This is a genomic window from Parerythrobacter aurantius (genome assembly GCF_045291475.1).
GTDB lineage: Bacteria > Pseudomonadota > Alphaproteobacteria > Sphingomonadales > Sphingomonadaceae > Parerythrobacter > Parerythrobacter aurantius.
Genome location: NZ_CP147985.1, coordinates 754,688 through 779,220, shown reverse-complemented (window position 1 = coordinate 779,220; position 24,533 = coordinate 754,688). Strand labels below are relative to the sequence as shown.

Sequence of the window (24,533 nt, the reverse complement as noted above, 5' to 3'; positions counted from 1 at the left end):
GCCATGCAGCTCGCCGTCTGGACATACGAAGGCCCGCCGCACGTAGGCGCGATGCGCGTAGCGACGGCGATGAGGGGCATCCATTACCTGCTGCATGCGCCGCAGGGCGATACCTATGCCGACCTGCTGTTCACCATGATCGAGCGGCGCGGCAAGCGCCCGCCGGTGACCTACACCACCTTTCAGGCGCGCGATCTCGGCAAGGATACCTCGCAGCTGTTCCAGGATGCCGCGTGCGATGTGATCGACCGGTTCAAGCCCGATGCCATGCTGGTGGGTGCCAGTTGCACCGCCGAGCTGATCCAGGACGATCCGGCGGGCCTCGTTGAAAAAATGGGCCTGCCGATCCCGGTCGTGCCGCTCGAACTGCCGAGCTATCAGCGCAAGGAGCACTGGGGCGCGGCCGAGACCTTCTACCAGATCGTCCGCACCCTGGCCGACAAGGAGGTGCGGCCGAGCGATCCCTCCACCCGCCGCCCGCTCGTCAACCTGCTCGGCCCGACTGCGCTCGGCTTCCGCCACCGCGACGATATCGTCGAAATGACCCGCCTGCTCAACCAGCTCGGCATCGACGTCAACGTCGTCGCCCCGTTGGGTGCCGATGCCGCCGACATCGCTCGTCTCGGCGCAGCCGATTTCAACATCGTGATGTACCCCGAAACCGGCGATCTCGCCGCCGACTGGCTCAAACGGACCTTTCGCCAGCCGGTCGTGCGCACCGTGCCGATCGGCGTCGGCGCGACACAGGAATTCGTTCGCGAGGTCTCCAGCCTCGCCGGAGTCGACCCCGCCCCACTGCTGTCCCAAGGGCTCTCCCGCCTGCCGTGGTGGAGCCGGTCGGTCGACTCCAACTATCTGACCGGCAAGCGTGTTTTCATCTTCGGGGATGGAACCCATGCGGTGGCCGCTGCGCGGATTGCGCACGAGGAGCTGGGCTTCAAGGTCTGTGGGCTCGGCTGCTACAACCGCGAATACGCTCTTGATGTGCGCGCCATGGCGGAAAAGCTGGGCCTCGCCGCACTGATCACTGACGATCACCTCGCGGTCGAAGCCGCCATCGGCGAAGCGCAGCCTGAACTGGTGCTGGGCACGCAGATGGAACGCCACATCGCCAAGCGGCTGGGGGTGCCCTGCGCAGTTATCTCTTCGCCGGTCCATGTGCAGGATTTCCCGGCCCGCCATTCGCCGCAGATGGGCTTCGAAGGCGCCAATGTGATCTTCGACGACTGGGTCCACCCGCTGGTGATGGGGCTGGAAGAGCACCTGCTGACGATGTTCAGCGACGACTTCGAATTCAACGATGGCGCCGGCCCATCGCATCTCGGGCCGGGCCACGCCAAGCCCGCGAACGAAATCCCCGTCCAACCGGCCAACGATACCGCCGTGTGGAGCGCGGAGGCCGAACGCGAGCTGAAGAAGATCCCGTTCTTCGTCCGCGGCAAGGCGCGCCGCAACACCGAACTCTTCGCCGCCGAACAGGGTGTCGCGCGGATCGAACTTGCCACGCTGTATGAGGCGAAGGCGCATTATGCCCGGTAGGGGCTCGCCTCCGGTCCGCGTGGTCATCGTCACGCTGGACAACCACTTGGCGGGCGCGGTCGAGCGGGCCAACCAGCGTCTTTCCGGCGACCGCATCAGCATCGGGCTTTACGCCGCGTCGGACTGGGATCGCGATCCTGCCGTGCTGGAGCGGGCCAAGGCCGATGTCGCGCAGGCCGATATCGTCATCGCCACCATGCTGTTCCTCGAGGACCATGTCCGCGCGATCCATCCGGCGCTGCTGGCGCGGCGCGAGGAGTGCGACGCGATGGTCGGGCTGATGTCGGCCTCCGATATCGTCAAGCTGACCAGGCTCGGCGGCTACCGCATGGACAAGCCGGCCAAGGGCCCGCTGGCGCTGCTCAAGAAATTGCGCGGATCCTCCAAGCCGGGTGCCAGTTCCGGCGCGGGCCAGATGCAGATGCTGCGCCGCCTGCCCAAGATCCTGCGTTTTGTCCCCGGCGCAGCGCAGGATGTGCGGCAGTATTTCCTGACCCTGCAATACTGGCTGGCGGGATCGGACGACAATGTCGTCGACATGGTCCGCGCGCTTATCGACCGCTACGCCGCAGGTCCGCGCGCCGCGCTCAAGGGCACCATGGCCGCCCAGCCGCCGCGCGATTACCCTGAGGTCGGGGTCTATCACCCGCGCATGAAGGGGCTGATGGCGGAGGATGTGAAGGCTCTTCCCAAGGTGAAGGGCGAGGCAGGCACGGTCGGTGTACTGATGCTGCGCTCATACCTGCTCGGTCGCGACAGCGGGCATTACGACGGAATGATCGAGGCGCTCGAGGCGCAGGGGCTCAAGGTGATCCCGGCCTTCGCCAACGGGCTCGACGCGCGCCCGGCAATCGACCGCTATTTCCTCAAGGACGGCGAAGCGCAAGTCGATGCGGTCATCAACCTGACGGGCTTCTCGCTGGTCGGTGGGCCGGCCTACAACGATGTCGATGCGGCGGTGCAAACGCTGACCGCGCTCGATGTGCCCTATATCGCTGCGCATCCGATCGAGTTCCAGTCGCTCGAAAGCTGGGGCGAGAGCAAACAGGGCCTGCTGCCGCTCGAAACCACCATGATGCTGGCGATCCCCGAACTCGACGGGGCGATCGTGCCCTCGGTGTTCGGCGGGCGTTCGGACTTCGCCGCCGAGGGCAGCCGTTCGATGCGTGCCTGCCCGGAACGCGCCGCGGCGCTCGCCCGCAAGGTCGGCCGCCTGATCGCCAATCGCAACCGCGCCCGAGCCGAGCGCAAACTGGCGGTGGTGCTGTTCAATTTCCCGCCCAACGCCGGGGCGACCGGCACGGCGGCGCATCTGGCGGTGTTCGAATCGCTCCACGCCACGCTCTTGCGGCTGGCGGGCGAGGGCTATGGGGTCGAGGTTCCGGAGAGCGTCGATGCGCTGCGCCGCGCGATTATCGAAGGCAATGCCGAGCAGTACGGCGCCGACGCCAATGTCGCGGCCTTCGTCTCTGCCGATGCCTACGTTCGTGCCGAACCGTATCTCAAGGAAATCGAAGCGCAATGGGGCCCCGCCCCAGGCCGCCAGCAGAGCGACGGCCAGGCGATCCACGTTTATGGCGCACGCTTCGGCAATGTCTTCGTTGGGGTCCAGCCTGCGTTCGGTTACGAAGGCGATCCGATGCGGCTGCTGTTCGAAGGCGGCTTCACCCCGACCCATGCCTTCAGCGCTTTCTACCGCTACCTGCGGCAGGATTTCAGGGCCGATGCCGTGCTGCACTTCGGCACCCATGGCGCGCTCGAATTCATGCCGGGCAAGCAGGCGGGCCTCAGCGGAGATTGCTGGCCCGAACGGCTGCTGGGCGACTTGCCCAACTTCTACCTCTACGCCTCGAACAACCCGTCCGAAGGCATCATCGCCAAGCGGCGTTCGGGCGCGACGCTGGTCAGCTACCTGACCCCGCCGCTGGCAGAGGCCGGGCTCAACAAGGGCTTCGGCGAGCTGAAGGCGCTGGTCGAACGCCAGCGCACCAGCGAGGATGTGAGCGAACGCGCCGAACTTGCCGCCATGATCGCCGACCAGTGCGCCGCGCTCGACATCGAGATGGGCGACATCGCCACGCTGGCAGGCCGCATCTACGAGATCGAGCGTGAGCTGATCCCGCACGGGCTGCACGTGATCGGCGCGAAGCTCGAAGGCGAGGAACGCGTGGGCCTGATCGAGGCCATGCTTACCGCGACCCCGGCGCTCGACCGGGCGGAGCTTGAAGCGAAGCTCGATGCCAACGACGAACTCGGCGCGCTCGTCCGGGCGCTCGACGGGCGCTATGTCCAGCCGGCTCCGGGCGGCGATCTGCTGCACAACGCCGAGGTGCTCCCAACCGGCCGCAACCTTCACGGTTTCGATCCCTTCCGCATTCCGAGCCAGTTCGCCTGCAAGCAGGGCGCCACGCAAGCCGAACAACTTCTGGCGCGTCACCTGCAAAACGGCGGCGCGATGCCTGAAAGCATCGCCATGGTGCTTTGGGGCACCGACAACCTCAAGAGCGAGGGCAGCCAGATCGCGCAGGCGATGGCGCTGATCGGTGCGCGCCCACGCTTCGACGACTATGGCCGCCTCGCCGGAGCCGAGTTGATCCCGCTGGAAGAGCTGGGCCGCCCGCGCATCGACGTGGTTGTGACGCTCTCAGGCATCTTTCGCGACCTGCTGCCGCTCCAGACCCGCATGATTGCCGAGGCCAGCTGGCTCGCGACGATGGCCGAGGAGCCGGAGGCGCAGAACTTCGTCCGCAAGCACAGCCTGGCCCATATGGCCAGGCACGAGTGCGACCTCGAGACCGCATCGCTGCGGGTCTTCTCCAACGCGGAAGGGGCTTACGGTGCCAACGTCAACCAGCTGATCGATGGCGGTACCTGGGCCGATGCTGACGAACTGGCGGAGATGTTCGAGACCCACAAGGGCTATGCCTATGGCCGCAAGGGCGCCCCGGTTCAGCGCCGCGACCTGTTCGAAACCGAACTCGCCAGCGTCGAACTGACCTACCAGAACCTCGAGTCGGTCGAACTCGGCGTTACCGACATCGACCACTATGTCGACGGGCTCGGCGGGATGAGCCGTGCGGTGGCCAAGGCGCGGGGCAGCGCCGCCCCTGTCTATGTCGTCGATGCCACGCAAGGCGCGACCAAGGTCCGCACGCTCGGCGAGCAGATCGACCTCGAAACCCGTACCCGCATGCTCAACCCCAAGTGGTTCGAAGGCATGCTCAAGCACGGCTTCGAAGGCGTGCGCCATATCGAAGGGCACGTGACCAACACCATGGGCTGGTCGGCCACTACCGGCAGCGTCTCGCCCTGGGTGTACCAGCAGATCAGCGAGACCTTCGTGCTCGATGACGCGATGCGCGCGCGCCTCGCCAGCCTCAATCCCAAGTCCTCCGCCCGCGTCGCCGAGCGCCTGCTCGAAGCGACCGAACGCGAGCTTTGGACCCCCGATGCAGCAACGCTGGCAGCGCTGAAAGCGGCCGCCAACGATCTCGAAGACCGGCTCGAAGGGCTGGTCTCGGCCGAATGAGAAAGGTGACGCTATGACGCTACTCGATGGCAAAGACGCCCGGCCGGACGGCGAAGGCAGCGTCCAGGTCGCGCTCGATCCGGCCGACGAGATCAAGGGCGCCAAGGTCTTCGCGATCTACGGCAAGGGCGGGATCGGCAAATCGACCACCTCGTCGAACCTTTCCGCCGCTTTTTCCCGCCTGGGGCACCGGGTGCTGCAGATCGGTTGCGATCCAAAGCACGACAGCACCTTCACCCTGACCAAGAAGATGATGCCGACCGTGATCGACGTGCTCGAGCAGGTCGATTTCCATGCCGAGGAACTGCGCACCGAAGACTTCATGTTCGAAGGCTACAACGGGGTGATGTGCGTCGAGGCGGGCGGCCCGCCGGCGGGCACCGGCTGCGGCGGCTATGTCGTCGGGCAGACGGTCAAATTGCTGAAGCAGCATCACCTGCTGGAAGACACCGATGTGGTCATCTTCGACGTGCTGGGTGACGTGGTGTGCGGCGGCTTCGCCGCGCCGCTGCAGCATGCCGACAACGCCATCGTTGTCGCGGCCAACGATTTCGACAGCATCTTCGCGATGAACCGGATCGTCGCCGCCATCAACGCCAAGGCCAAGAACTATAACGTCAAGCTGGCTGGCGTGGTCGCCAACCGTTCGGCCCAGACCGACGAGATCGACCGCTTCTCCGACGCCATCGGGATGAAACGGCTGGCGCATTTCAAGGATCTCGATGCGATCCGCCGCAGCCGGCTGAAGAAGTGCACACTGTTCGAAATGGACGACAGCCCCGAGGTCGAGGCGGCGCGCGAGGAATACATGAACCTCGCCCGCCAGCTATGGGCCGGGGTCGAACCGCTCGATGCGCAGCCGATGAAGGACCGCGATATCTTCGACTTCCTGGGGTTCGAATGATGGCCACACAGCTCGCCCCCTCCCGCTACGACGCCCAGCGCGAAAAGCTGGCCGCCTATTTTGACGGCACCGCACGCAAGGCATGGATCGACCTGACATCCGACGCCAAGGTCAGCGGCATCCGGGCTACCGTCCGCGCCGGGCGCGACCGGATGCGTAGCACGCTGGTCGGATGGCTGCCGGTGGACTTGCGCCGCAAGCGCGTGCTCGATGCCGGCTGCGGCACCGGGTCGCTGAGCGTCGATGTCGCCTGCCTGGGGGCGGAAGTCACCGGCATCGATATCGCCGGGGGGCTGGTCGAGATCGCGCAAGCCCGCGCGCCGGGCTTCCTCGGTCACGGCAGGATCGACTGGCACGTCGGCGACATGCTCGATCCCTCGCTGGGCACGTTCGAACACGTCGTGGCGATGGACTCTCTGATCCACTACCGCGCCGAGGACCTGGTCGACACGCTCGAACAACTGACCACGCGCTGCAGCGGGTCGATCCTGTTCACCTTCGCACCGCACACACCGCTGCTCGGCGCGATGCACGGCGTCGGCAAGCTGTTCCCGCGCGGCAACCGTTCGCCCGCCATCGTCCCGATCGCCGAGCGCGACCTGCGCCGCCGCCTAACAAGGCTCGCGGGCTGGAAGGTCGGACGAACGATGCGAATCTCGAGCGGCTTTTACACCTCGCAGGCGTTGGAGCTGGTGAAACGCTGATGGCAGACGCTGACCGCCTTGCTGCAACATGGACCCGGGTGGCGACATCCTGGCTGCCGTTTGCGGATGCGGCCAGCGACAACCTGCCCCTGTCGCGGATCCTGCGGCTGGCGCTGTTCCAGGTCAGCGTGGGGCTGGCGGCGGTCCTGCTCAATGGCACACTCAACCGGGTCATGATCGTCGAGCTGGGTACGCCGAGCTGGATCATCGCGCTGCTGATCGCGCTGCCACTGGTCGCGGCACCTTTTCGTGCGCTGATCGGGCACAAGAGCGATACCCACAGGTCGATCCTCGGGTGGCGGCGGGTACCCTATATCTGGTTCGGCACGATGGCGCAGTTCGGCGGACTCGCCATCATGCCTTTCGCGCTGGTGCTGCTGAGCCGCGAGGATACCTTTGTCCTTGGCATCGTCGCTGCGATCGCTGCTTTCCTGTTCGCCGGCGGGGGGATGCATGTGGTGCAGACCGCCGGGCTCGCGCTCGCAACCGATCTTTCGCCGGAAGACAAGCGCCCGGCGGTGGTGGCGTTGCTCTATGTCATGCTGCTGGCCGGCATGATGCTCGCCGCACTGAGCGTGGGGCAGCTGCTCGGCAATTACAGCCACACGCGGCTGATCCAGGTCATTCAGGGTGCGGCGGGCCTGACCATGCTGCTCAACATCGCCGCGCTGTGGAAGCAGGAAGCGCGCAATTCGGCGCTGACCGGCGGGAATGTCCAGCATGCCGGTTTCGCCGAACAATGGCGCGGCTTTACCGGCCAGCCCCATGCCATGCGGCTGCTGGTCGCGATCGGTTTCGGGGCGATGGCCTTCGCCATGCAGGACGCGCTGCTCGAACCCTATGGCGGCGAAATCCTCGACCTGTCGGTGGGTTCGACCACCAGCCTGACCGGGGCCTGGGCGCTCGGCGCACTGGTCGCCTTCGGGCTGTGCGCCCACCGGATGCAGGCCGGGGCGGACCCGCTGCGCCTGGCCGGTTACGGCGTTGCGGTGGGCATCGCCGCCTTCCTCATGACCCTGTTTGCAGCGCCACTGGTCTCGCCCGTCCTGCTGTTCGGCGGGGCGACGATGATCGGTTTCGGGACCGGGCTGTTTTCGGTCGGGACCATGATCGCGGCCATGGGCCTTGCACGCGAAGGCGCTGCCGGGATGGCGCTCGGCGCGTGGGGCGCGGTGCAGGCGAGCTCCGCCGGGCTGGGCATCGCGCTCGGCGGCATCATCCGCGATGCTGTCGGCAGCCGCTTTCATGAAGTCGCCACGCTGGCCGATCGCGCCGCGGGCTACGGCATGGTCTACGCGCTGGAGATCGCGTTGCTGGTACTAACTTTGATTGTTCTCGGGCCGGTCGTCGGGCGGCTCCGGAATCCTGCGGATCCCGACAACACAGGGGCCGCCGCGCGCTTCGCGGTGACCGAATTCCCGACCTGACGGCCGGAACGACAAAGGAGAGTTGAGATGAAGGATTTCAACATAGTCCAGTACGACCTGGCGGCCATCGCCATGGTCCTGTTCGCGGCCTTTTTCCTGGTGCTGCTGTTCTACCTCCGCCGCGAGGACCGGCGCGAGGGATATCCGCTGGAAGACGAGGTGACCGGCCGCGTCGATACGCCCGGAGGCATCCTCCACAGCGACGATACCAAGACTTTCCTCATGCCCTACGGGCGCGGAACGGTGACAACCCCGACCAAGGGCCGCGAGAAAGTCGATGTGGCGGGCAAGCGCACATTCCGTTCCGCCGGGGCGCCGTACTACCCGACCGGCAACCCGCTCGAGGACGGACTCGGGCCGGCGGCATGGGCGGACCGCGCAAAGCACACCGATCTCGACGGGGAAGGGCGCAACCGCATCGTCCCCATCGCGCTCGCGGCGGGCGTGACAGTGCACCGGCGCGATGCCGATCCGCGCGGCATGACCGTCATCGGGGCCGATGGCGCCAAGGCCGGGACGGTGACCGACCTCTGGGTCGACCGGGCAGAGCACCAGGTCCGCTATCTCGAGGTGGATACGGGTGCGCGCAAGGTCCTCGCGCCCATGGGCATGGCCAAGGTCCGCGGCAAAGCCGGCACCGTCGTTATCGATGCAATCAACGCCGGCCAGTTCGCGGCTGCGCCCGTCCCAGAAGCTGCGGATGCGATCACCCTTTATGAGGAAGAGCGGATCGTCGCCTATTTCGGCGGCGGCTACCTCTACGCCAATCGTGCCCGGCAGGAGCCGCTGATATGAGCGAGTACGACCACGAACCGGTGCGGGGGTTGCCGGGCGACCTCCCCCCGGGAGAGCAGATACTGTGGCAGGGTGCGCCGAGCTTCGCCGACCTGCTGCTTTCGGCGCTGCACGTCCGTCTCGTCGCGGTCTATTTCGCCGGTCTTACCGTGTGGACGCTGGCCGAAGGCGACCGTGCGACGGCGGCGGCAACCGGAGGGCTGGCACTGCTTGTGCTCGCTCTCGCGGCGCTGTTCCTCTACGGCGTTCACCGGACCACGGTCTACACGCTGACTGACCGGCGGATCGTCCTGCGTATCGGGGTTGCGCTCAACAAGTGCATCAACATCCCGCTGTCGGAGATCGAAAGCGCCGACCTGAAGCTGCTTGGAAAGGGTGCAGGAAGCATCGTCCTCCACCTCAAGGGCATGCCGAGGCTCGGCTATGTCATGCTCTGGCCCCATGTCCGTTCCTTGCGGCTTGTTCGCCCGCAACCGATGCTGCGCGCCATCCCGGATGCCGAGGCGGTGGCGCACCAGCTGTTCGATGCTGTGCGACTGGTGCAGCCGGTAGGGCGTAGAGACGCTGCCGCGATGCCGCCGGTGCTGGAAGGCGTGCCGGCATGAGCCATGCCCACCACCACGATCCGATCGTGCCCAAAGAAGCGCTTGTTGCAGCGGCGGCGATGCTGGCTTGCGTCCTTGCGCTGACCGGCGCGGTCTCGTGGGGCCTTGTCGCGCCTTCCGCGAATCCCGAGATGTCGCGCAGCGCGGCGGGAGTGACTCCTTCGGCCCAGCGAAACCTGCTGTTTGCCGACGGCAGTGACGGGTCAGTCATGGTGACGGACGCCGATACGGGCGCGCTGGTCAAGGTCATCGGATACGGCAAGGAAGGGTTCACCCGCGTCACCCTGCGGCGGCTCGCCAAGCAGCGCGCCCGCGAGGGTATCGGGGCGGAAGCGCCTTTCCTGCTGACCCGCTGGAGCAATGGCGCGCTGTCGCTCTCGGATCCCGTGACGGGCGAGAGCGCGGAGTTGAACGGTTACGGTGCAGACCACAGCGCCGCCTTCGCTGCCTTGCTGGAAGGGGCGGGCCGATGATCGGGATGTTCTACGCAGAGGCCTTCGACACCGGCTGCCGGATCGAGATCGAGCAGAGCCCCGAGCATTTCCACGCCCATGTGAAGCTCGACGGCGATGTCCCGATCTATCCCGGCGACCAAGTGTTGGTGCACGGTGCGCCGGTCACCGTCGGTTTCGGCGAAAAGCTCAGTTTCGAGCGCACCGCCACGGTCCGCCGCGCCGCGCCGCTGCGCCGCGCGTGGACCAAGCTCGCCAGCTATTTCGAGCTCGGCGAACTTTACGAAGTCAGCTTCAATCCCGGGAGGCTCAGATGAACGCCCACACCAAGGTGACCGCCGCGCCGCATTTTGCAGGGGACGATACGCCCGACACCATGGCGATCGCGACGCAGGACACGGTGCTCGCGCCGCGCTTCTACACGACCGACTTCGACGCGATGGACCGTCTGGATGTGTCCCCGGTGCGGGCCGAGTGGGAATCGCTGATGACCGAGATGGAAGGCGATCCCAACAAACGCCATTTCAAGAAAACCGCAGAGTTCGACGGCGTTATCGAAGGGCTCGAGCCCGAACTGCGCAAGGAGTTCATCGATTTCCTCGCCAGTTCGCTGACGTCGGAATTTTCCGGCTGCATCCTCTATGCCGAGATCGCCCGGAGGACGAAGAACCCCGACATGAAACGGTTGTTCAAGCTGCTCGCCCGCGACGAGAGTCGCCACGCCGGCTTCATCAACGAAACGCTGAAAGGGGCCGGTATCGGGATCGATCTCAGCTTCCTGACCAAGGCGAAGAAATACACCTTCTTCAAACCGAAGTTCATTTTCTACGCGGTCTACCTGTCGGAGAAGATCGGTTACGCGCGCTACATCACCATCTACCGCGAGCTTGGAAAGCGGCCTGAGAACAAGTTCCACCCGATCTTCGACTGGTTCCACGACTGGTGCAACGACGAGTTCCGCCATGGCGAGGCCTTCGCGCTGCTGATGCGGGCCGATCCAAAGCTGCTGCAGGGTCTCAACAAGCTGTGGATCCGCTTCTTCCTGCTGTCGGTCTACGCCACCATGTATGTGCGCGACCACAACCGGCCCGAATTCCACAAGGCGCTGGGCGTGCATCCGGCCGAATATGGCTACAAGGTCTTCTCGATCTGCACCGAGATCAGCCGCCAGGTCTTCCCGGTCGAACTCGACACGGACGATCCGCGTTTCCGCCGGGCGATGGAGGACTTGCGCCTCGCCTCGGACGAGATCGAGGACGCCAAGGCGCGCGGCGGGATCGGCGGCCGGATCGCGCGGTTCGGCAATACGGCAAGGGCCGGCATGGCCTTTGCCCGGATGTTCCTAATGCGGCCAAAGCGTAACGAACTCCCCGCCACTGTCAGGATGCAGCCTGCGTGGTAGGTGAGGGCGGCCTCCTGGTTCCCTTCGCGGTGGTAACGGCGCTGTGGTTCGTGAGCACGGGCCTTGTCGCCATGCTCAACCACCGGTTCCGCCAGTCCTTCGGGCGCGCGCTGGTGATTGCGGGGGCCTGCGCGCTCGGTGGCCTGGCACTCGTGGTGCTGAGCAGCACGTCACAGGCCGTATGGGCGGTCTATAGCAGTTTTCTCGGCGGGCTGCTGATCTGGAGCTGGCACGAGATCAGTTTCCTCACCGGTGCCGTCGCCGGGGTCCACCGCGAGCCCTGTCCGCGCGGTGCGAGGGGGTGGGAGCGGTTCTCTCTTGCGACAATGGCGCTGATCCATCACGAAGTGGCGCTGGCGATGACGGCGGGTTTGCTGCTCTCGCTCGCGGCGTTCACGCACAACGCCACCGGCGCGCTCACCTTTGCGCTGCTGCTGGTCTTCCGGCTTTCGTCCAAGCTCAACATCTACCGCGGTGTGCCCAACATGAGCGACGAACTGCTGCCCCGCCATCTCGACTATCTCAAGAGCTACTTCGGACCGCGCAGCCTGCATCCGGCCCTGCTGTTGAGCACGCTCGCCATCCTCGGTTTCGGGCTGTGGTTTGCGCGCGCGGCTTTTGTCTCGCCGACGCCGGCGGGAACGGCGCAAGGCGCTCTGCTGGGCGGCCTGTGCCTGCTGGCCGCGCTCGAACATATTTTTCTGGCCATTCCGTTCCGCGATTCCGCCCTCTGGCAATGGGCGCTCGAGGCGCGCGCGGAACCGGGCAAAATTCATGAGGGTGAGGGCAAAGCATGAACTACGAAGCATTTTTTGCAGGACAGCTGGACGCGGTCCGCGAAGAGGGGCGCTACCGCGTCTTCACCGAGATCGAGCGCAAGGCGGGCAGTTTCCCGCAGGCGACCCGCTATGTCGACGGGACGACCACCGACGTAACCGTGTGGTGCTCGAACGACTACCTTGGCATGGGCCAGCATCCCAAGGTGCTCGGCGCGATGCACAAGGTGCTCGATGAATGCGGTGCGGGTGCAGGCGGTACGCGCAATATCTCCGGCACCAACCACCATCACGTGCTGCTCGAGGCGGAATTGGCCGATTTGCACGGCAAGGAAGACGCGCTGCTGTTTACTTCGGGCTATGTTTCGAACTGGGCGGCGCTGGGCACGTTGGGGGCAATGATCCCTGACTGCGTGATCCTTTCCGACGCACTCAACCATGCCTCGATGATCGAGGGTATCCGCCATTCCAAGGCACCGCGCATGATCTTCGAACACAACTCGCCCGAGGACCTCGACCGCAAGCTGGCGACGCTCGACCCTGACCGGCCCAAGCTTGTCGCCTTCGAAAGCGTCTATTCGATGGACGGCGACATCGCGCCGATCGCCGAGATCCTCGACGTCTGCGAAGCGCACAATGCGATGAGCTACATCGACGAGGTGCATGCCGTCGGCCTTTACGGCCCGCGTGGCGGCGGGGTTGCCGAACGCGAAGGGCTGATGGACCGCATCACCGTGATCGAAGGCACGCTGGGCAAGGCCTTCGGCGTGATGGGCGGCTATATCGCCGCGAGCCGTGACCTTTGCGATTTCGTCCGCACTTTCGCCAGCGGCTTCATCTTCTCGACCGCCTTGCCGCCTGCCGTTGCCGCCGGGGCCTGCGCCAGCATCAGGCATCTCAAGGAAAGCAGTGCCGAGCGCGAGATGCAGCAGGAACGCGTGGCCAAGGTGCGCGGCGCGCTCGACCGGATGGGCATTCCGCACCTGCCCAATCCCAGCCACATCATCCCGGTGATGGTGGGCGACCCGCACAAGTGCAAATTCATCAGCGACTGGCTGATGGAGCATCACGGCATCTACGTGCAGCCGATCAATTATCCCACGGTTCCGCGCGGGACCGAGCGGTTGCGGGTTACCCCGTCACCGGTCCACACCGATGGCGATATCGACCGGCTCCTCGATGCGTTGAGCGAGATATGGTCGCGCTGCGAACTAGCCCGGCGCGAGCTGGCCGCCTGATAGCCTCGCCACTGGACCAACAAAAAGGGGCCGGGAAACCGGCCCCTTTTCTTTTTCCAGAGAACGCGGATCAGGCCGGGTTCTTGAGATAGGCAATCACGTCGGCACGCTTCTGCGCATCCGGAAGGCCCGGGAAAATCATCTTGGTCCCGGGCACGACCTTCTTCGGATCTTCGAGGTAGACGTAAAGCTGCTCTTCGGTCCAGGTCAGGCCGCTGTTCTTGTTCGCGGGCGAATAGTTATAGCCAGCGACCGAACCGGCCGGACGACCCACGATACCGGCCAGCGACGGGCCGGTCTTGTTTTCTCCAGCCTTGACGGAGTGGCAGGTCTGGCATGCGGCGAAAACGACCTTGCCTGCAGCGGCATTGCCGGTGAGGCTGGCGTAGGCGACGCCATCCTTGGTTGCCATGCCGCCCGCAGCAGGTGCCGCGGCAGGGGTTTCTGCGGCTGCGGGCGTTTCTGCCGCTGCCGGAGTGGCTGCTGCTGCGGGCGTTTCCGTTGCTGCGGGTTCAGCCGGTTCCGACTCTCCGCCGGAGCACGCTGCAACCAGGACAGACAAGCTTGCCGCTGCTGCAAAAGCCTTGATTTTGCTCATACAAACTCCCTCTCAGATCCACGGGGACCGTTTACTCGAACCCTCGAGACACTCCTAGCATACTACGGGCAAAAAGTAATAGGGTCCTTCGTCCCGGTTCTCCGCCCGATCCCGTAATGCACGTGAAAGCAGGATGTTCCTGACGCGTCTCCGTTCGAACTGGAAATCTTCCGTGATCGTGGTCCCACACTAGGCCATTGCGACACGATACGTGCAAGATCCCTTGCCGACGCATGCACCCGAATTGCTTATCAACACACTGTTCTAATTAGTAAAAGATTGTAAAATCGAGCCAGATTGGGCCGCTCGTCGCTTCCATTATTGGCGTGTACCGTTACATTTCTGAATGAAGTCGGGCGTGGCATGCATCGACATGCGAGAGGACGGCACATGCGCATTGCAATAGCGGACGACGATCCCGAGCTGCTGGAACAGCTCTCGACCGTGCTTCAGGCCGCTGACTACAGTTTCGATCGCTTTCGTAACGGTAACGATCTGCTGACTGCATTGAAGCGGGATACATTCGACATTGCCCTGGTCGACTGGAACATGCCGGGCGCATCGGGGCTGGAAATCGTTACCTGGGCGATGGCCAATCTCTCGCCGCCCCCGGCCATGATCCTTCTGACCAGCAGGGCGGACAAGGCCGATATCGTCCGCGGCCTGGAAGGGGGCGCAATCGATTACATCGTCAAGCCGGAAGCCAGCGAGGTGATCATCGCACGGATCGAGGCGGCAACCCGCCGGATCCGGGCCAAGGAAAAGCCGCGCTTCACCCAGTTCGGGCGGTATCGCATCGACCGGTTGCAGGAGCTTATCGAGTGCGACGGTGAGCCGGTGAAGCTGACGGCCAAGGAATTCCGGTTAGCCGAATTGCTGTTCGACAACCTCAACCGGCCGCTTTCGCGCAACTACATCTTCGCGCAAATCTGGAACGGGTCGCCCGACCTCGAGACACGGACGCTCGACATGCATGTCTCGCGCGTGCGCTCCAAGCTGGGGCTTCGTCCGCAAAACGGATATGCCATTCAAACCGTGTTCGGTTTCGGCTACAGGATGGACGATTTCGAAGCGGTGCGGGAGGGATGACACATGCCGAGCCAGGCCCACGGTAAAGGCCGGTTCCTGACGCGAGCACCGCTGGTCATCCTCATTGCGGTCACGGCTGCATGCAGTGTTTCTACACCGCTGGCGGTGCAATCCAGTGGACGCGGCCTGCCGGCCGACGTCGCCATTGCCTTGCCCGTCGTTCCTCCTGACAGCAGCGAAGCGGGCCGCTTTACGACGGCGCTGGGGAAGGTTCTTGCCGAACGCTCTGTGCGCGTGGCGGCCGATGGGCGCTATCTCGCCGATGTTGCGCTGTCCGTCCGCGATGCTTCGGGCGGGGCGACGACGAGTATCGCCGCCACGAACGTGAACGCGGTCGTCTGGCAGGCCGAGCCTCGCCGCAAGCGCCTGCTCGACGGATGCCGTCCGCAACGCATGCGGGCAACGCTTGTCCTCTTCGACCGGCAAACAGGGGCGATGGCCTACCGGGGCGAAGGCGAAGAGACAGCGTGCAGCTTTGCGCCCGAAGACATCGAGGCGGCCGCAGCAGCCTTGGTCGACGATGCTCTGGCGCGGATGGCCGGCTAGGTCGCGGCAGGGGCCATTGGCAGGGTAACCGCGACGCTGGCCCCTTCGCCGGGCGACGACAGGATGACCACTGTGCCGCCATGGGCCTCGATGGCCCGTTTGACGAAGGCGAGGCCGAGTCCCGCGCTGGGACCGGCACCGGCCCCGCGATGGCCGAACCTCGCGAACGGATCGGCCAACCGCTCTGCCGCAAAGCCTGACCCGCGATCTGTCACTGTCACTGTTGCAAAGTCGGCGTCGCGTCTTTCAAGGGCGACGGTCACAACCCCATCGGGCGGCGAATGCCTGATCGCATTGCTCAGCAAATTGTCGAGCACGCGGGCAATCACCGGCGGATCGACCATGGCCCAGACAGCTTCTGTCGGTGATTGCTGCCGGATCTCGACCCGCCTGCCCTTGGCTATGGCGTAGAACCGGTCGCAGGCTTCTTCTGCAAGCGAGACCAGGTCCGTTTCGACCGGGTCCGGCTGTGTCTCCTCGAGCCTTGCCAGCTGTACGAAATCGTCGGCGAGCTTTAGCGTGCGTTCCGCCTGGTGCCTGATCCTGTCGAGGGTTCGCGGCTCGTCTGTCTTCGCCCCCCTGAATTCGCTTCCTGCCTGCTGGACCAGCCCGATGATGGCTGCCTGTGGCGCGCGCATGTCGTGCGACAGGAATTCGAGCATCTGCCTGCGTTCCTCCTCGCGCCGGCGCAGGTCGGTCACTTCGCGCAGCGCGAGGATCCGGCCGCCGCCTTCCTGTCCGAAAATGGCCTCGGCCAGCAGGAAAACGCGGCCGTCGGCAGTGGCGAGCTCGCCGGCCTTGTTGTCGAGGCTGGCGCCCGATGCAGACACCAGCTCGCCGAACGCCCACGCCTCGCCACGGTCCGACACGGGCAGCAAGGCTTTCGCCTGCGCATTGGCCATGCGGGTCATTCCGTCCCTGTCGAGCACGACGATCGCATCGGGCGCCGCTTCGATCAGCTGGCGAAGGAAAGCGAGCGAATCCTCCACATTGCGCACCAGTTGCCGCATCCGCGCGACCTGCCGGGCGATGTAGTCCATGCCGCCCGTGCCGGAGGGGGCGTCGCGCGGCCCCATCCGCCCTGCCTCGCGATCGAGATAGGCGCTGACTGCGGAAAGCCGCCGCCAGCTCCACAGCGGATAGGAAATGGTTACCGCCGCGAGGATGGAGGCGACCTGCAGCCAGCGACCGGCAAGCGGCACCAGCAGCACCGTCAGCGCGAACAGGGCCAGTGACAGTGCAGCCGTGCAGAGCAAGCCGTAGCGTGGCGGCAGGAACCAGAACGCGAGATACAGCGCCAGCAGGGAAAGGAAGGCGACCACGGGCTGGGCGACCGCAGGGGCAGGGAAGATTACCTTGCCCGCCGAAAGCGCAGAGATCAGGTTGGCCTGGGTTTCCACCCCGGCCATCAGTTCGATGCCATCGCCGGGGACCGGGTAACGGTCTCCAAGGCCTGCCGCTGTCGCGCCGACCAGGACGCTCTTGCCGCGCAGCAGTCCGCGCGGCAAGCGGCCGCCGATAACGTCTGCGGCCGAAATGCTGACGAAGGACCCGGTCGGGTGGAAGGGAATGACGGGCGCCTGCGACGCTATGGCGGAACCGTGCCGGCCATCGGGCAGCGGACGGCCAAGGGCGGCCAGCGCCCTCACCGAAAGATGCGGCAACGCTTCCCCGCCGGCCTCTTGGGTCAGGGCAAAGCGGCGCAGCACCCCGTCGAGGTCCGGTTGCGCAGCCGCGTGACCGACTCCGCGCGCGGCGGCGGCGAGTTCGGGCAGGGGCGGCACCGGGCGATAGCTGTCCAGCGTATTGGGCACTCTGTCGAAACCATGCGGCAGGATGACCGTCCCGGCCCGGCGCATGGCGGCAGCAAGGGCCGCATCCTCGGCGGCGGCAGTGGGTTCGACGAACAACACGTCGAGCACGATCAACCGGGCACCGAGGCTGTCGATCGCATCGAGCAGCCTAGCATGGGTCGAGCGCGGCCAGGGCCATGCGCCAATCTCGCGGAGCGCGCGGTCGTCGATCTCCACGATCACGATCCGTTCGTCGGGCGGGGGCCTGACCAGCGATGTCGCAAGGTCGAGCACGCGATTGTCGAACCGGGGGAGCCATTCATAGCGGTTTCCCGCCAGCGCCATGCCTAGGGCCAACGACAAAAGCAGCAGCCATTCGAGGCGAAGGCGCAAGGCGGCGGGCGGTGCTGGTCCCACGTAAGGTGTCTATTCGGATACCGTGAGTTTCTGGTCCGGCCCCCAAACCTTGAGCAGCCCTTCCTCGACAGCCTGGATCGCCGCCACCTGCCAGCGATAGGTGCCGGGCTCGAGGCCCGTCAGGGAAATGCCGGTTTCGGGCAGACCAGTTTCGTCGACCAGCGGGCGGGCGGCATCCCCCTCGCGCCACAGGCGGAAGGCGAACAGGGTTTCGCCCTCGCCCTCTGCCTGCCATTTGAAAAGGAATCCGTCGGCAAGCGGTGACTCTTCGGCAGCGGCGGCCACGCCGAGCCGCTTGCGGCGGAACGAAAAGGTTTCGGACAGTCCCTCCAGCTGGCTCGCGGATATTGCCCGGGCACGGACGAAGTATCGCCCGTTATCGAGCGTCGGCAGGGCAACCTCGGTACCCGGTCCGACCTGTTCGGCGACCACTTCGAGAAAGCCGGCATCGCGGGCGACCTGTGTGCGATAGCCAGTTGCAGCTTCCTGCGGACGAATAACGAATAGCAGGGTTTCGCCTGTCTGGACCGCGCCTGGCTCGACCAGCGCGGGCGGCGGCAGGAGCCGCTCTGTCGGACCCAGGCCTGCGGCGGTGCTGGCCACGCCGAAGCCTGCTGCAGTCGACCGCTCGTCCTTTCCTGCGCCGACCGCGACCTCGCCTTCGACCACTTCGGCGAGGCTTCGCGCATCTGCTTCGTCGAACGCAACGCGAAACTCGGTACCGCGAACGGCCGTGACGGTCGTGGGCGTCCTGACGCGGAAGCGCTCGCCCCGTTTCAACTTGGGTGCCTTGGCCTCGCCCCGGCCGCCGAGCAGCGCGAAATCCACGTCGAGCAGGTCGCCGAGGACATAGCGCCGGGCCGTGACGAGGCGGGCGCGGGTGTTGGATGGCAGCGCGATCTCGCCGCCGCCTGTCGCCCTGAAGCTCACGAAACCGCCGCGGCCGGTAGAAACGGTCTGCCCTTCAGCCAGGACGAGGCCTGGCTGCGCGCCCCTTCCTGCGACGTCCACCGGGCCGGTGAAGCCTGCCACCCGCAGCTCAACCGGTGTATAGCGCACAAGCTCCCGCGGGATGGCGAGAACCTTGCCTACCGGCAACCGTCGCGGATCGGCAATGCGGTTGAGCCGCTGGACCCGCAAGGCGGCCGCTTTGTCACGCAGATAGGTTTCCGCCAGCCCGTAAAGCGTATCGCCACGGCGGACCTCGTATTCGAAACCCGCATCATCCTGGGCGAATGCAGGTGCCGGCAATCCGGCGGCGCCGGCAACCAGCGCCAGAACGAACGACAAGCTGCGGAACAGTGCGTGCATGGTTCTCCTCCCCGCATGCCGGACCCGCATAGTGAGCCATGCGCACATGTAGGGCAAGGGCAAGCACCGGAGCCTTTACACACCGCGAGTGCGGCAACCAGAGGTGCCAAACGATTTTACAACGCAGCGATGGCAGCAGCGGCCGCGTAAGGGACCCTAGCCGCTTTCCTCGTCAGTCGACGAAGCCGTCCACCCGCTCGACGATGATCGCCGGGGCCATGCCGCCCGCGGCGCACATGGTGACGAGGCCGGTCTTCTTGCCGGTCCGTTCGAGCTCGTCGACCATGGTGCCGATAAGCATCGAACCGGTCGCGCCGATCGGGTGGCCCAGGGCGATCGCGCCGCCGTTGACATTGACCTTGTCCCAGTCGAGCCCGAGGTCGCGCACGAACTTGGCGGCGACGACGGCGAAGGCCTCGTTGATTTCGAACAGGTCGATGTCGTCGATCGTCATCCCGGCCTTGTCGAGCACACGCTTGGCCGCGGGGACCGGGGCGTTGAGCATCAGCGTCGGGCAGTCGCCCATATTCGCGGTCGCGACGATGCGGGCGCGGGGCTTGAGGCCGTGCTTCTCGCAGTACTCCTTACTCGCCACCAGCACGCCCGCCGCGCCATCGACCACGCCCGAGCTGTTGCCGGCATGGTGGAAGTGCTGGATCTCGAGATCGGGATATTTCTGGTTGATGAGGCCGCGGAAGGTTGTGCCCTTGGCATCGAGGGGGATGTCGGCGAGTTTGGGGAAGGCGGGCTCCAGCTGGGCCAGCGTTTCCATGGTGGTCTGCGGGCGCGGGAATTCCTCGCGGTCGAGCACCACCGTGCCATCGTCATGCACCACGGGCACCACCGACTTGTCGAAGCGGCCTTCCTCGATCGCCACCGCGGCACGCTGCTGGCTGAGGTAGCCGACATGGTCTAGCTCCTCGCGGGTAAAACCTTCCATGCTGGCGATCGCATCGCCGCAGACGCCCTGGTGGCTCTGCGGGTGCTTGGCCTGCAGCCGCTCGTTGCCGCTGCCCATGCGCGGGCCGTCGATTCCGGCAGCCATCTTGGCCTTCGCCATCTCGGCGGTAAGGCTCATCATCTCGGTCCCGCCGGCAATGACGCAATCGGCCATGCCCGACATGACCTGCGCTGCCGCGAGATTCACCGAAGTAATGCCGCCGCCGCAGAACCGGTCGAGCGTCATGCCGCTGCTGGTGATGTCGTAGCCGGCATCGAGCGCGGCCATGCGGCCCATGTCGCCCGCCTGCTTGCCGTCCTGCGTACTGACCGACCAGATCACGTCGTCGACAGTCTTGGTGTCGAGGTTGTTGCGCTCCTTCAGGGCCTTCAGCACGGTGGCGGCGAGATGCTGCGGATGTTCGCCGGCGAGCGCGCCCTTGCCGACCTTGCCGATCCCGCGCGGTGTGCGGCAGGCGTCTACGATATAGGCTTCGGGCATGGTCCTCTCCTTTGGAATTTTCGACTCTGGTCCAAGAGTCCGGTTGACGTTTCCGTAAAGCTTGGCCAGCACGGGCACAAGAAAAGTTTCAATTTGCCATGGAGAGGCCCGCAATGAGCGAAGAGACCACGCAGGAAGTGCTGACCGAGGAACGCGACGGCATCCTGATCATCACCATCAACCGCCCCGAAGCGAAGAACGCCATGACCAAGGCGGCGTCCGAAGGCATCGCCGCCGCGCTCGACCGGCTCGACGGCGAAGACCATCTGCGGGTCGGCATCTTGACCGGCGCGGACGGAACCTTCTGTTCGGGCATGGACCTCAAGGGCTTCCTGCGCGGCGAAACCCCGAGCGTGCCGGGGCGCGGTTTCGGCGGGCTGACCGAGAAGAAGCCGGCCAAGCCGCTGATCGCGGCGGTCGATGGCTATGCGCTGGCCGGCGGGCTCGAACTGATGATCGCCTGCGACCTCGTGGTCGCTAACAGCGGCGCCAAGTTCGGTATCCCCGAGGCGAAGCGCGGCCTGGTCGCGGCGGCCGGCGGCCTGATGGTGCTGCCCGACCTGATCCCGCACAAGGTGGCGATGGAGCTGGCGCTGACGGGCGACTTCATCGACGCGGGCCGCGCCTACGAGCTGGGCCTGATCAACCGTGTCACCGACGGTCCGGCGCTCGACGGCGCGCTGGCGCTGGCCGAGGCGATCAACGCCAATGGGCCGCTCGCCGTAAAGGTCTCCAAGCAGATCATCGAGGATTCGCGCGGCTGGCCGCGCGGCGACCGCTACAAGGAGCAGGGCAAGCTGATGCCGCAGATCTTCATGAGCGAGGATGCGCGCGAGGGCGCCGCCGCCTTTGCCGAAAAGCGCAAGCCCAACTGGAAGGGGAAGTAACCGGTGGCGGGTCCGCTCGCGGGTATCCGCATCGTCGAATTCGCCGGGATCGGCCCGGGCCCCTTCTGCGGCATGATGCTGGCCGACCACGGCGCGGAGGTGATCCGCATCGACCGCGCCAGCGGCTCGCGCGGCGGCTCGCAGCCGGTCACCAGCAAGGATGTGCTGGCACGCGGGCGCAAGTCGATCGCGATCAACCTCAAGACGGCCGAGGGCGTGGCGCTTGCCCGCAAGCTGGCCGCCAGTGCCGACGGGATCATCGAAGGCTTCCGACCCGGCGTAATGGAGCGCCTCGGCCTCGGGCCCGAGGAACTGCTCAAGGACAACCCCAAGCTGGTCTATGGCCGGATGACGGGCTGGGGCCAGACCGGTCCCTATGCGCCCTGGGCCGGGCATGACATCAATTACATCGCGCTCGCCGGCGCGCTCGCCCATTATGGCCGCGCGGGCGGCAAGCCGACCCCGCCGATCAACATGGTCGGCGATTTCGGCGGCGGCGGGATGATGCTCGCCTATGGCATGGTTGCGGCGCTGCTTAATGTCGCGCGCGGCGGGGAGGGGCAGGTGATCGACTGCGCCATGACCGACGGCACGGCGGTGCTAATGAGCATGATGCACGGTATGAAGAACATGGGCGTGTGGTCGGAAGACCTCGGCGTCAACATGCTCGATACCGGGGCCCATTTCTACGACACTTACGAGACCGCCGACGGCAAGTTCATCTCGCTCGGCAGCATCGAGCCGCAATTCTATGCCGAGCTGCGACGGCTCGCGGGGCTGGAGGAGGACAGCCAGTTCGATGCCCAGCACGATCGCCGCCAGTGGGGCGAAATGAAGGACAAGCTCACCGCGCTGTTCAAGACCAAGACCCGTGCCGAGTGGAACGCACTGATGGAGCACACCGACGTCTGCTATGCTCCCGTGCTGACCATGAGCGAGGCGGCGCAGCACCCGCACAATGCCGCGCGCGGGACCTTCATCGAGGTCGGCGGCGACACCCAGCCGGCACCCGCGCCGCGCTATTCCGGCACCGCGAATGCCGTGCCTGCCCCGGCGCCGCTGCCGGGGGATGATACCGATGCCATCCTCGGTTCGCTGGGGATCGACACCAACGAAGCCGCCGCCCTGCGCGAAGCAGGAACGGTAGCGTAAGAGGACCTGACCGATGCTCGATACCGCCAACCGCTTCGCCTATAACGAGGACCACGAGGCCTTCCGCGACACCGTGCGCAAGGTCTTCGCCCAGCATCTCGAACCCCATCTCGACGAGCACGAAAAGAACGGCATCGTCCCGCGCGAGGTGTGGAAGGCGGTCGGCGAGGCAGGCCTGCTCTGCCCTACGGTCAAGGAAGAGAACGGCGGGCTGGGGCTCGACTTCGGCTTCAACTGCGTGCTGTGCGAGGAGCTGAGCTACCTCGGTTCCTCGGCCGGGTTCACGCTGCAGAGCGACATCACCGCCAACTATTTCGAGCGCCTCGGCAGCGACGAGCAGCGGGCGAAGTACCTCCCCGGCATGGTCAGCGGCGACATCATCACCGCCATCGCCATGACCGAACCGGGCGCGGGCAGCGACCTGCAGGGCATCCGCACCACCGCGATCGAGGATGGCAACCACCTCGTGATCAACGGGTCGAAGACCTACATCACCAACGGCCAGAACGCCGACTGCGTGATCGTGGTGGCCAAGACCGATCCCAGCCAGGGCGCCAGGGGCACTTCGCTGGTGCTGGTCGATGCCGGCACCCCGGGTTTCGAGCGCGGGCGCAATCTCGACAAGATCGGGCAGCATTCGGCCGACACGTCCGAGCTGTTTTTCAACGACGTGCGCGTGCCCAAGACCAATATCCTTGGGCAGGAAGGGCGCGGCTTTATCCATTTGATGGAGGAACTGCCGCAGGAACGCCTCGGCATCGCCGTGGGTGCGCAGGCCAGCGCCCAGCGCGCCTTCGACGAAGCGGTCAAGTTCACCAAGGACCGCAAGGCCTTCGGCAAGACAGTGTTCGATTTCCAGAACACCAAGTTCACCCTGGCCGATCTCAAGGCCAAGCTGCAGGTCGGCTGGGCCCATCTCGACTGGGCGATTTCGCGCCACCTCAAGGGCGAACTCACCACCGACGAGGCGAGCGCGGCCAAGCTGTGGCACACCGACCTGCAGTGGGAGATGGTCGATGCCTGCCTCCAGCTCCACGGCGGCGCGGGCTACATGAACGAATATCCCATCGCGAGGCTGTGGCGCGACGCCCGCGTGACCCGCATCTTCGGCGGCACCAACGAGATCATGAAGGAAGTGATTTCGCGGTCGATCTGATTCCTATCGCAGTATCCCACCAACGGTCACCCCGGGCTTTATCCGCGGTCCCGCTACCTTTGGGCCTTGGCGCTTGCCTCGCTCGGGATTGCTTCGGTACGGCCGCTATGACGGGAAAGGCTTGAAGGAAGAGAATTCCTCGCTCATTATGCTGCGATGAAACAGATTATTGCAACCATAACAATGGTTCTGATTATTTCCGGTTGTGAAGAGATGCAGCCGACACTTGCACAGTTCGGATATACTCACAGTCTTGGTAATTTTGCAGTCGAACGGGTTACATTTGTCCCAACAATGCCGGGCCCCGGAGATGGTTACGACGGTGGGGGCTACCTCAAGGTTGAACTGGCATCTGCGCATCAACTCCGGAGGGAATATCCGACTTACTGGGTCGGAACAGCGTCAGATTATTGCCCGCTGAGGGATGATAACATGCTAATTGCGTTTGGTGATTTCGACAAAGGGGGCAGCTTCTGGGACACCGAGGTCGAACCCGCCGATCAATCACCGGATGGCAAGTATCGCTACCAGATCTACGTGGTTCGCGCCTATCCGCCACCCGGAAAGACCCACGACGATTACGGGACACCCCAGACGGGGCCAAATGCACAGAGCGAGTATGATCTCTTTAAAGACGGCAACGACGTCTGTTTGCAGGTCTATGGCGGAGACCATTACAATGTCTTCGCCAGATCATCCGTGATCAAGGTGCCTTACGAAACCATCATGGCCGCCAAATCCCAGGCGGATAAGAAGGGCCTGTAAAGGCCCC

Annotated in this window: 22 protein-coding genes; 18 read left to right on the top strand and 4 right to left on the bottom strand. The window is 65.3% G+C overall.

What is annotated here, in order from left to right; all coding sequences use genetic code 11:
* Positions 1-3 precede the first annotated feature (3 nt).
* The 12 genes from bchB to hemA are packed head-to-tail and all read left to right on the top strand — an operon-like array spanning position 4 to position 13,371.
* Positions 4-1,539 carry a ferredoxin:protochlorophyllide reductase (ATP-dependent) subunit B gene (bchB, locus tag WAB17_RS03930; RefSeq protein WP_435418726.1) on the top strand — a complete coding sequence of 512 codons (1,536 nt, stop codon included), beginning with the start codon at positions 4-6 and terminating at the stop codon, positions 1,537-1,539.
* Positions 1,529-5,068 carry a magnesium chelatase subunit H gene (locus WAB17_RS03925; protein ID WP_435418725.1) on the top strand — a complete coding sequence of 1,180 codons (3,540 nt, stop codon included), beginning with the start codon at positions 1,529-1,531 and terminating at the stop codon, positions 5,066-5,068. Before bchB ends, WAB17_RS03925 begins: the two co-directional genes overlap by 11 nt.
* 13 nt (positions 5,069-5,081) lie before the next feature.
* Positions 5,082-5,972, top strand: coding sequence for a ferredoxin:protochlorophyllide reductase (ATP-dependent) iron-sulfur ATP-binding protein (bchL, locus tag WAB17_RS03920; protein WP_435418724.1), 891 nt, complete (start codon positions 5,082-5,084; stop codon positions 5,970-5,972).
* Complete coding sequence (gene bchM, locus WAB17_RS03915; protein WP_435419326.1) at positions 5,972-6,676, top strand: magnesium protoporphyrin IX methyltransferase; 705 nt, start codon at positions 5,972-5,974, stop codon at positions 6,674-6,676. The genes bchL and bchM overlap by 1 nt, the downstream gene beginning before the upstream one ends.
* Positions 6,676-8,103 (top strand): BCD family MFS transporter, encoded by a 1,428-nt coding sequence (locus tag WAB17_RS03910; protein ID WP_435418723.1) that lies wholly within the window; start codon positions 6,676-6,678, stop codon positions 8,101-8,103. The genes bchM and WAB17_RS03910 overlap by 1 nt, the downstream gene beginning before the upstream one ends.
* A 27-nt stretch (positions 8,104-8,130) precedes the next feature.
* Positions 8,131-8,898, top strand: a complete 768-nt coding sequence (gene puhA / locus WAB17_RS03905; RefSeq protein WP_435418722.1) for a photosynthetic reaction center subunit H — start codon at positions 8,131-8,133, stop codon at positions 8,896-8,898.
* Positions 8,895-9,503 carry a photosynthetic complex putative assembly protein PuhB gene (gene puhB, locus WAB17_RS03900; RefSeq protein WP_435418721.1) on the top strand — a complete coding sequence of 203 codons (609 nt, stop codon included), beginning with the start codon at positions 8,895-8,897 and terminating at the stop codon, positions 9,501-9,503. The genes puhA and puhB overlap by 4 nt, the downstream gene beginning before the upstream one ends.
* Entirely contained in the window at positions 9,500-9,976 is a 477-nt protein-coding gene (puhC, locus tag WAB17_RS03895; RefSeq protein ID WP_435418720.1) for a photosynthetic complex assembly protein PuhC, read from the top strand. Before puhB ends, puhC begins: the two co-directional genes overlap by 4 nt.
* Positions 9,973-10,272, top strand: coding sequence for a hypothetical protein (locus WAB17_RS03890; protein ID WP_435418719.1), 300 nt, complete (start codon positions 9,973-9,975; stop codon positions 10,270-10,272). Before puhC ends, WAB17_RS03890 begins: the two co-directional genes overlap by 4 nt.
* The gene (acsF, locus tag WAB17_RS03885) at positions 10,269-11,357 is read left to right on the top strand and encodes a magnesium-protoporphyrin IX monomethyl ester (oxidative) cyclase (RefSeq protein WP_435418718.1); all 1,089 of its coding nucleotides are present in this window, start codon (positions 10,269-10,271) and stop codon (positions 11,355-11,357) included. Before WAB17_RS03890 ends, acsF begins: the two co-directional genes overlap by 4 nt.
* Positions 11,351-12,154, top strand: a complete 804-nt coding sequence (gene puhE / locus WAB17_RS03880; RefSeq protein ID WP_435418717.1) for a putative photosynthetic complex assembly protein PuhE — start codon at positions 11,351-11,353, stop codon at positions 12,152-12,154. Before acsF ends, puhE begins: the two co-directional genes overlap by 7 nt.
* The gene (gene hemA / locus WAB17_RS03875) at positions 12,151-13,371 is read left to right on the top strand and encodes a 5-aminolevulinate synthase (protein ID WP_435418716.1); all 1,221 of its coding nucleotides are present in this window, start codon (positions 12,151-12,153) and stop codon (positions 13,369-13,371) included. Before puhE ends, hemA begins: the two co-directional genes overlap by 4 nt.
* A 70-nt stretch (positions 13,372-13,441) precedes the next feature.
* Here the strand turns inward: hemA and WAB17_RS03870 are convergent, their stop codons facing one another.
* A complete protein-coding gene (locus WAB17_RS03870) occupies positions 13,442-13,969 on the bottom strand; it encodes a c-type cytochrome (protein ID WP_435418715.1) in 528 nt (175 codons plus the stop codon).
* Positions 13,970-14,359: 390 nt separating this feature from the next.
* Between WAB17_RS03870 and WAB17_RS03865 the strand changes: the two genes are divergently transcribed.
* Positions 14,360-15,058 (top strand): response regulator transcription factor, encoded by a 699-nt coding sequence (locus tag WAB17_RS03865; protein WP_435418714.1) that lies wholly within the window; start codon positions 14,360-14,362, stop codon positions 15,056-15,058.
* Positions 15,059-15,061: 3 nt separating this feature from the next.
* Positions 15,062-15,604 carry a hypothetical protein gene (locus WAB17_RS03860; protein WP_435418713.1) on the top strand — a complete coding sequence of 181 codons (543 nt, stop codon included), beginning with the start codon at positions 15,062-15,064 and terminating at the stop codon, positions 15,602-15,604.
* Here the strand turns inward: WAB17_RS03860 and WAB17_RS03855 are convergent.
* From WAB17_RS03855 to WAB17_RS03845, 3 genes are all read right to left on the bottom strand, one after another.
* A complete protein-coding gene (locus tag WAB17_RS03855; RefSeq protein ID WP_435418712.1) occupies positions 15,601-17,742 on the bottom strand; it encodes a CHASE2 domain-containing protein in 2,142 nt (713 codons plus the stop codon). The genes WAB17_RS03860 and WAB17_RS03855 overlap by 4 nt on opposite strands.
* Before the next feature lie 81 nt (positions 17,743-17,823).
* Positions 17,824-19,125, bottom strand: coding sequence for a FecR family protein (locus WAB17_RS03850; RefSeq protein WP_435418711.1), 1,302 nt, complete (start codon positions 19,123-19,125; stop codon positions 17,824-17,826).
* Between the two features lie 172 nt (positions 19,126-19,297).
* Complete coding sequence (locus WAB17_RS03845) at positions 19,298-20,566, bottom strand: acetyl-CoA C-acetyltransferase (protein ID WP_435418710.1); 1,269 nt, start codon at positions 20,564-20,566, stop codon at positions 19,298-19,300.
* 113 nt (positions 20,567-20,679) lie between these two features.
* Here WAB17_RS03845 and WAB17_RS03840 point away from each other — a divergent pair, with 113 nt between their 5' ends.
* The 4 genes from WAB17_RS03840 (at position 20,680) to WAB17_RS03825 (ending at position 24,526) form a co-directional block, all read left to right on the top strand.
* On the top strand, positions 20,680-21,453 hold the full coding sequence (locus WAB17_RS03840; protein WP_435418709.1) for a crotonase/enoyl-CoA hydratase family protein: 774 nt from the start codon (positions 20,680-20,682) through the stop codon (positions 21,451-21,453).
* A gap of 3 nt (positions 21,454-21,456) precedes the next feature.
* Complete coding sequence (locus WAB17_RS03835; RefSeq protein ID WP_435418708.1) at positions 21,457-22,605, top strand: CaiB/BaiF CoA transferase family protein; 1,149 nt, start codon at positions 21,457-21,459, stop codon at positions 22,603-22,605.
* A gap of 13 nt (positions 22,606-22,618) precedes the next feature.
* Positions 22,619-23,761: an acyl-CoA dehydrogenase family protein gene (locus WAB17_RS03830; protein ID WP_435418707.1), complete on the top strand. Its 1,143-nt coding sequence runs from the start codon at positions 22,619-22,621 to the stop codon at positions 23,759-23,761.
* Positions 23,762-23,917: 156 nt separating this feature from the next.
* A complete protein-coding gene (locus WAB17_RS03825) occupies positions 23,918-24,526 on the top strand; it encodes a hypothetical protein (protein WP_435418706.1) in 609 nt (202 codons plus the stop codon).
* Positions 24,527-24,533: the final 7 nt, after the last annotated feature.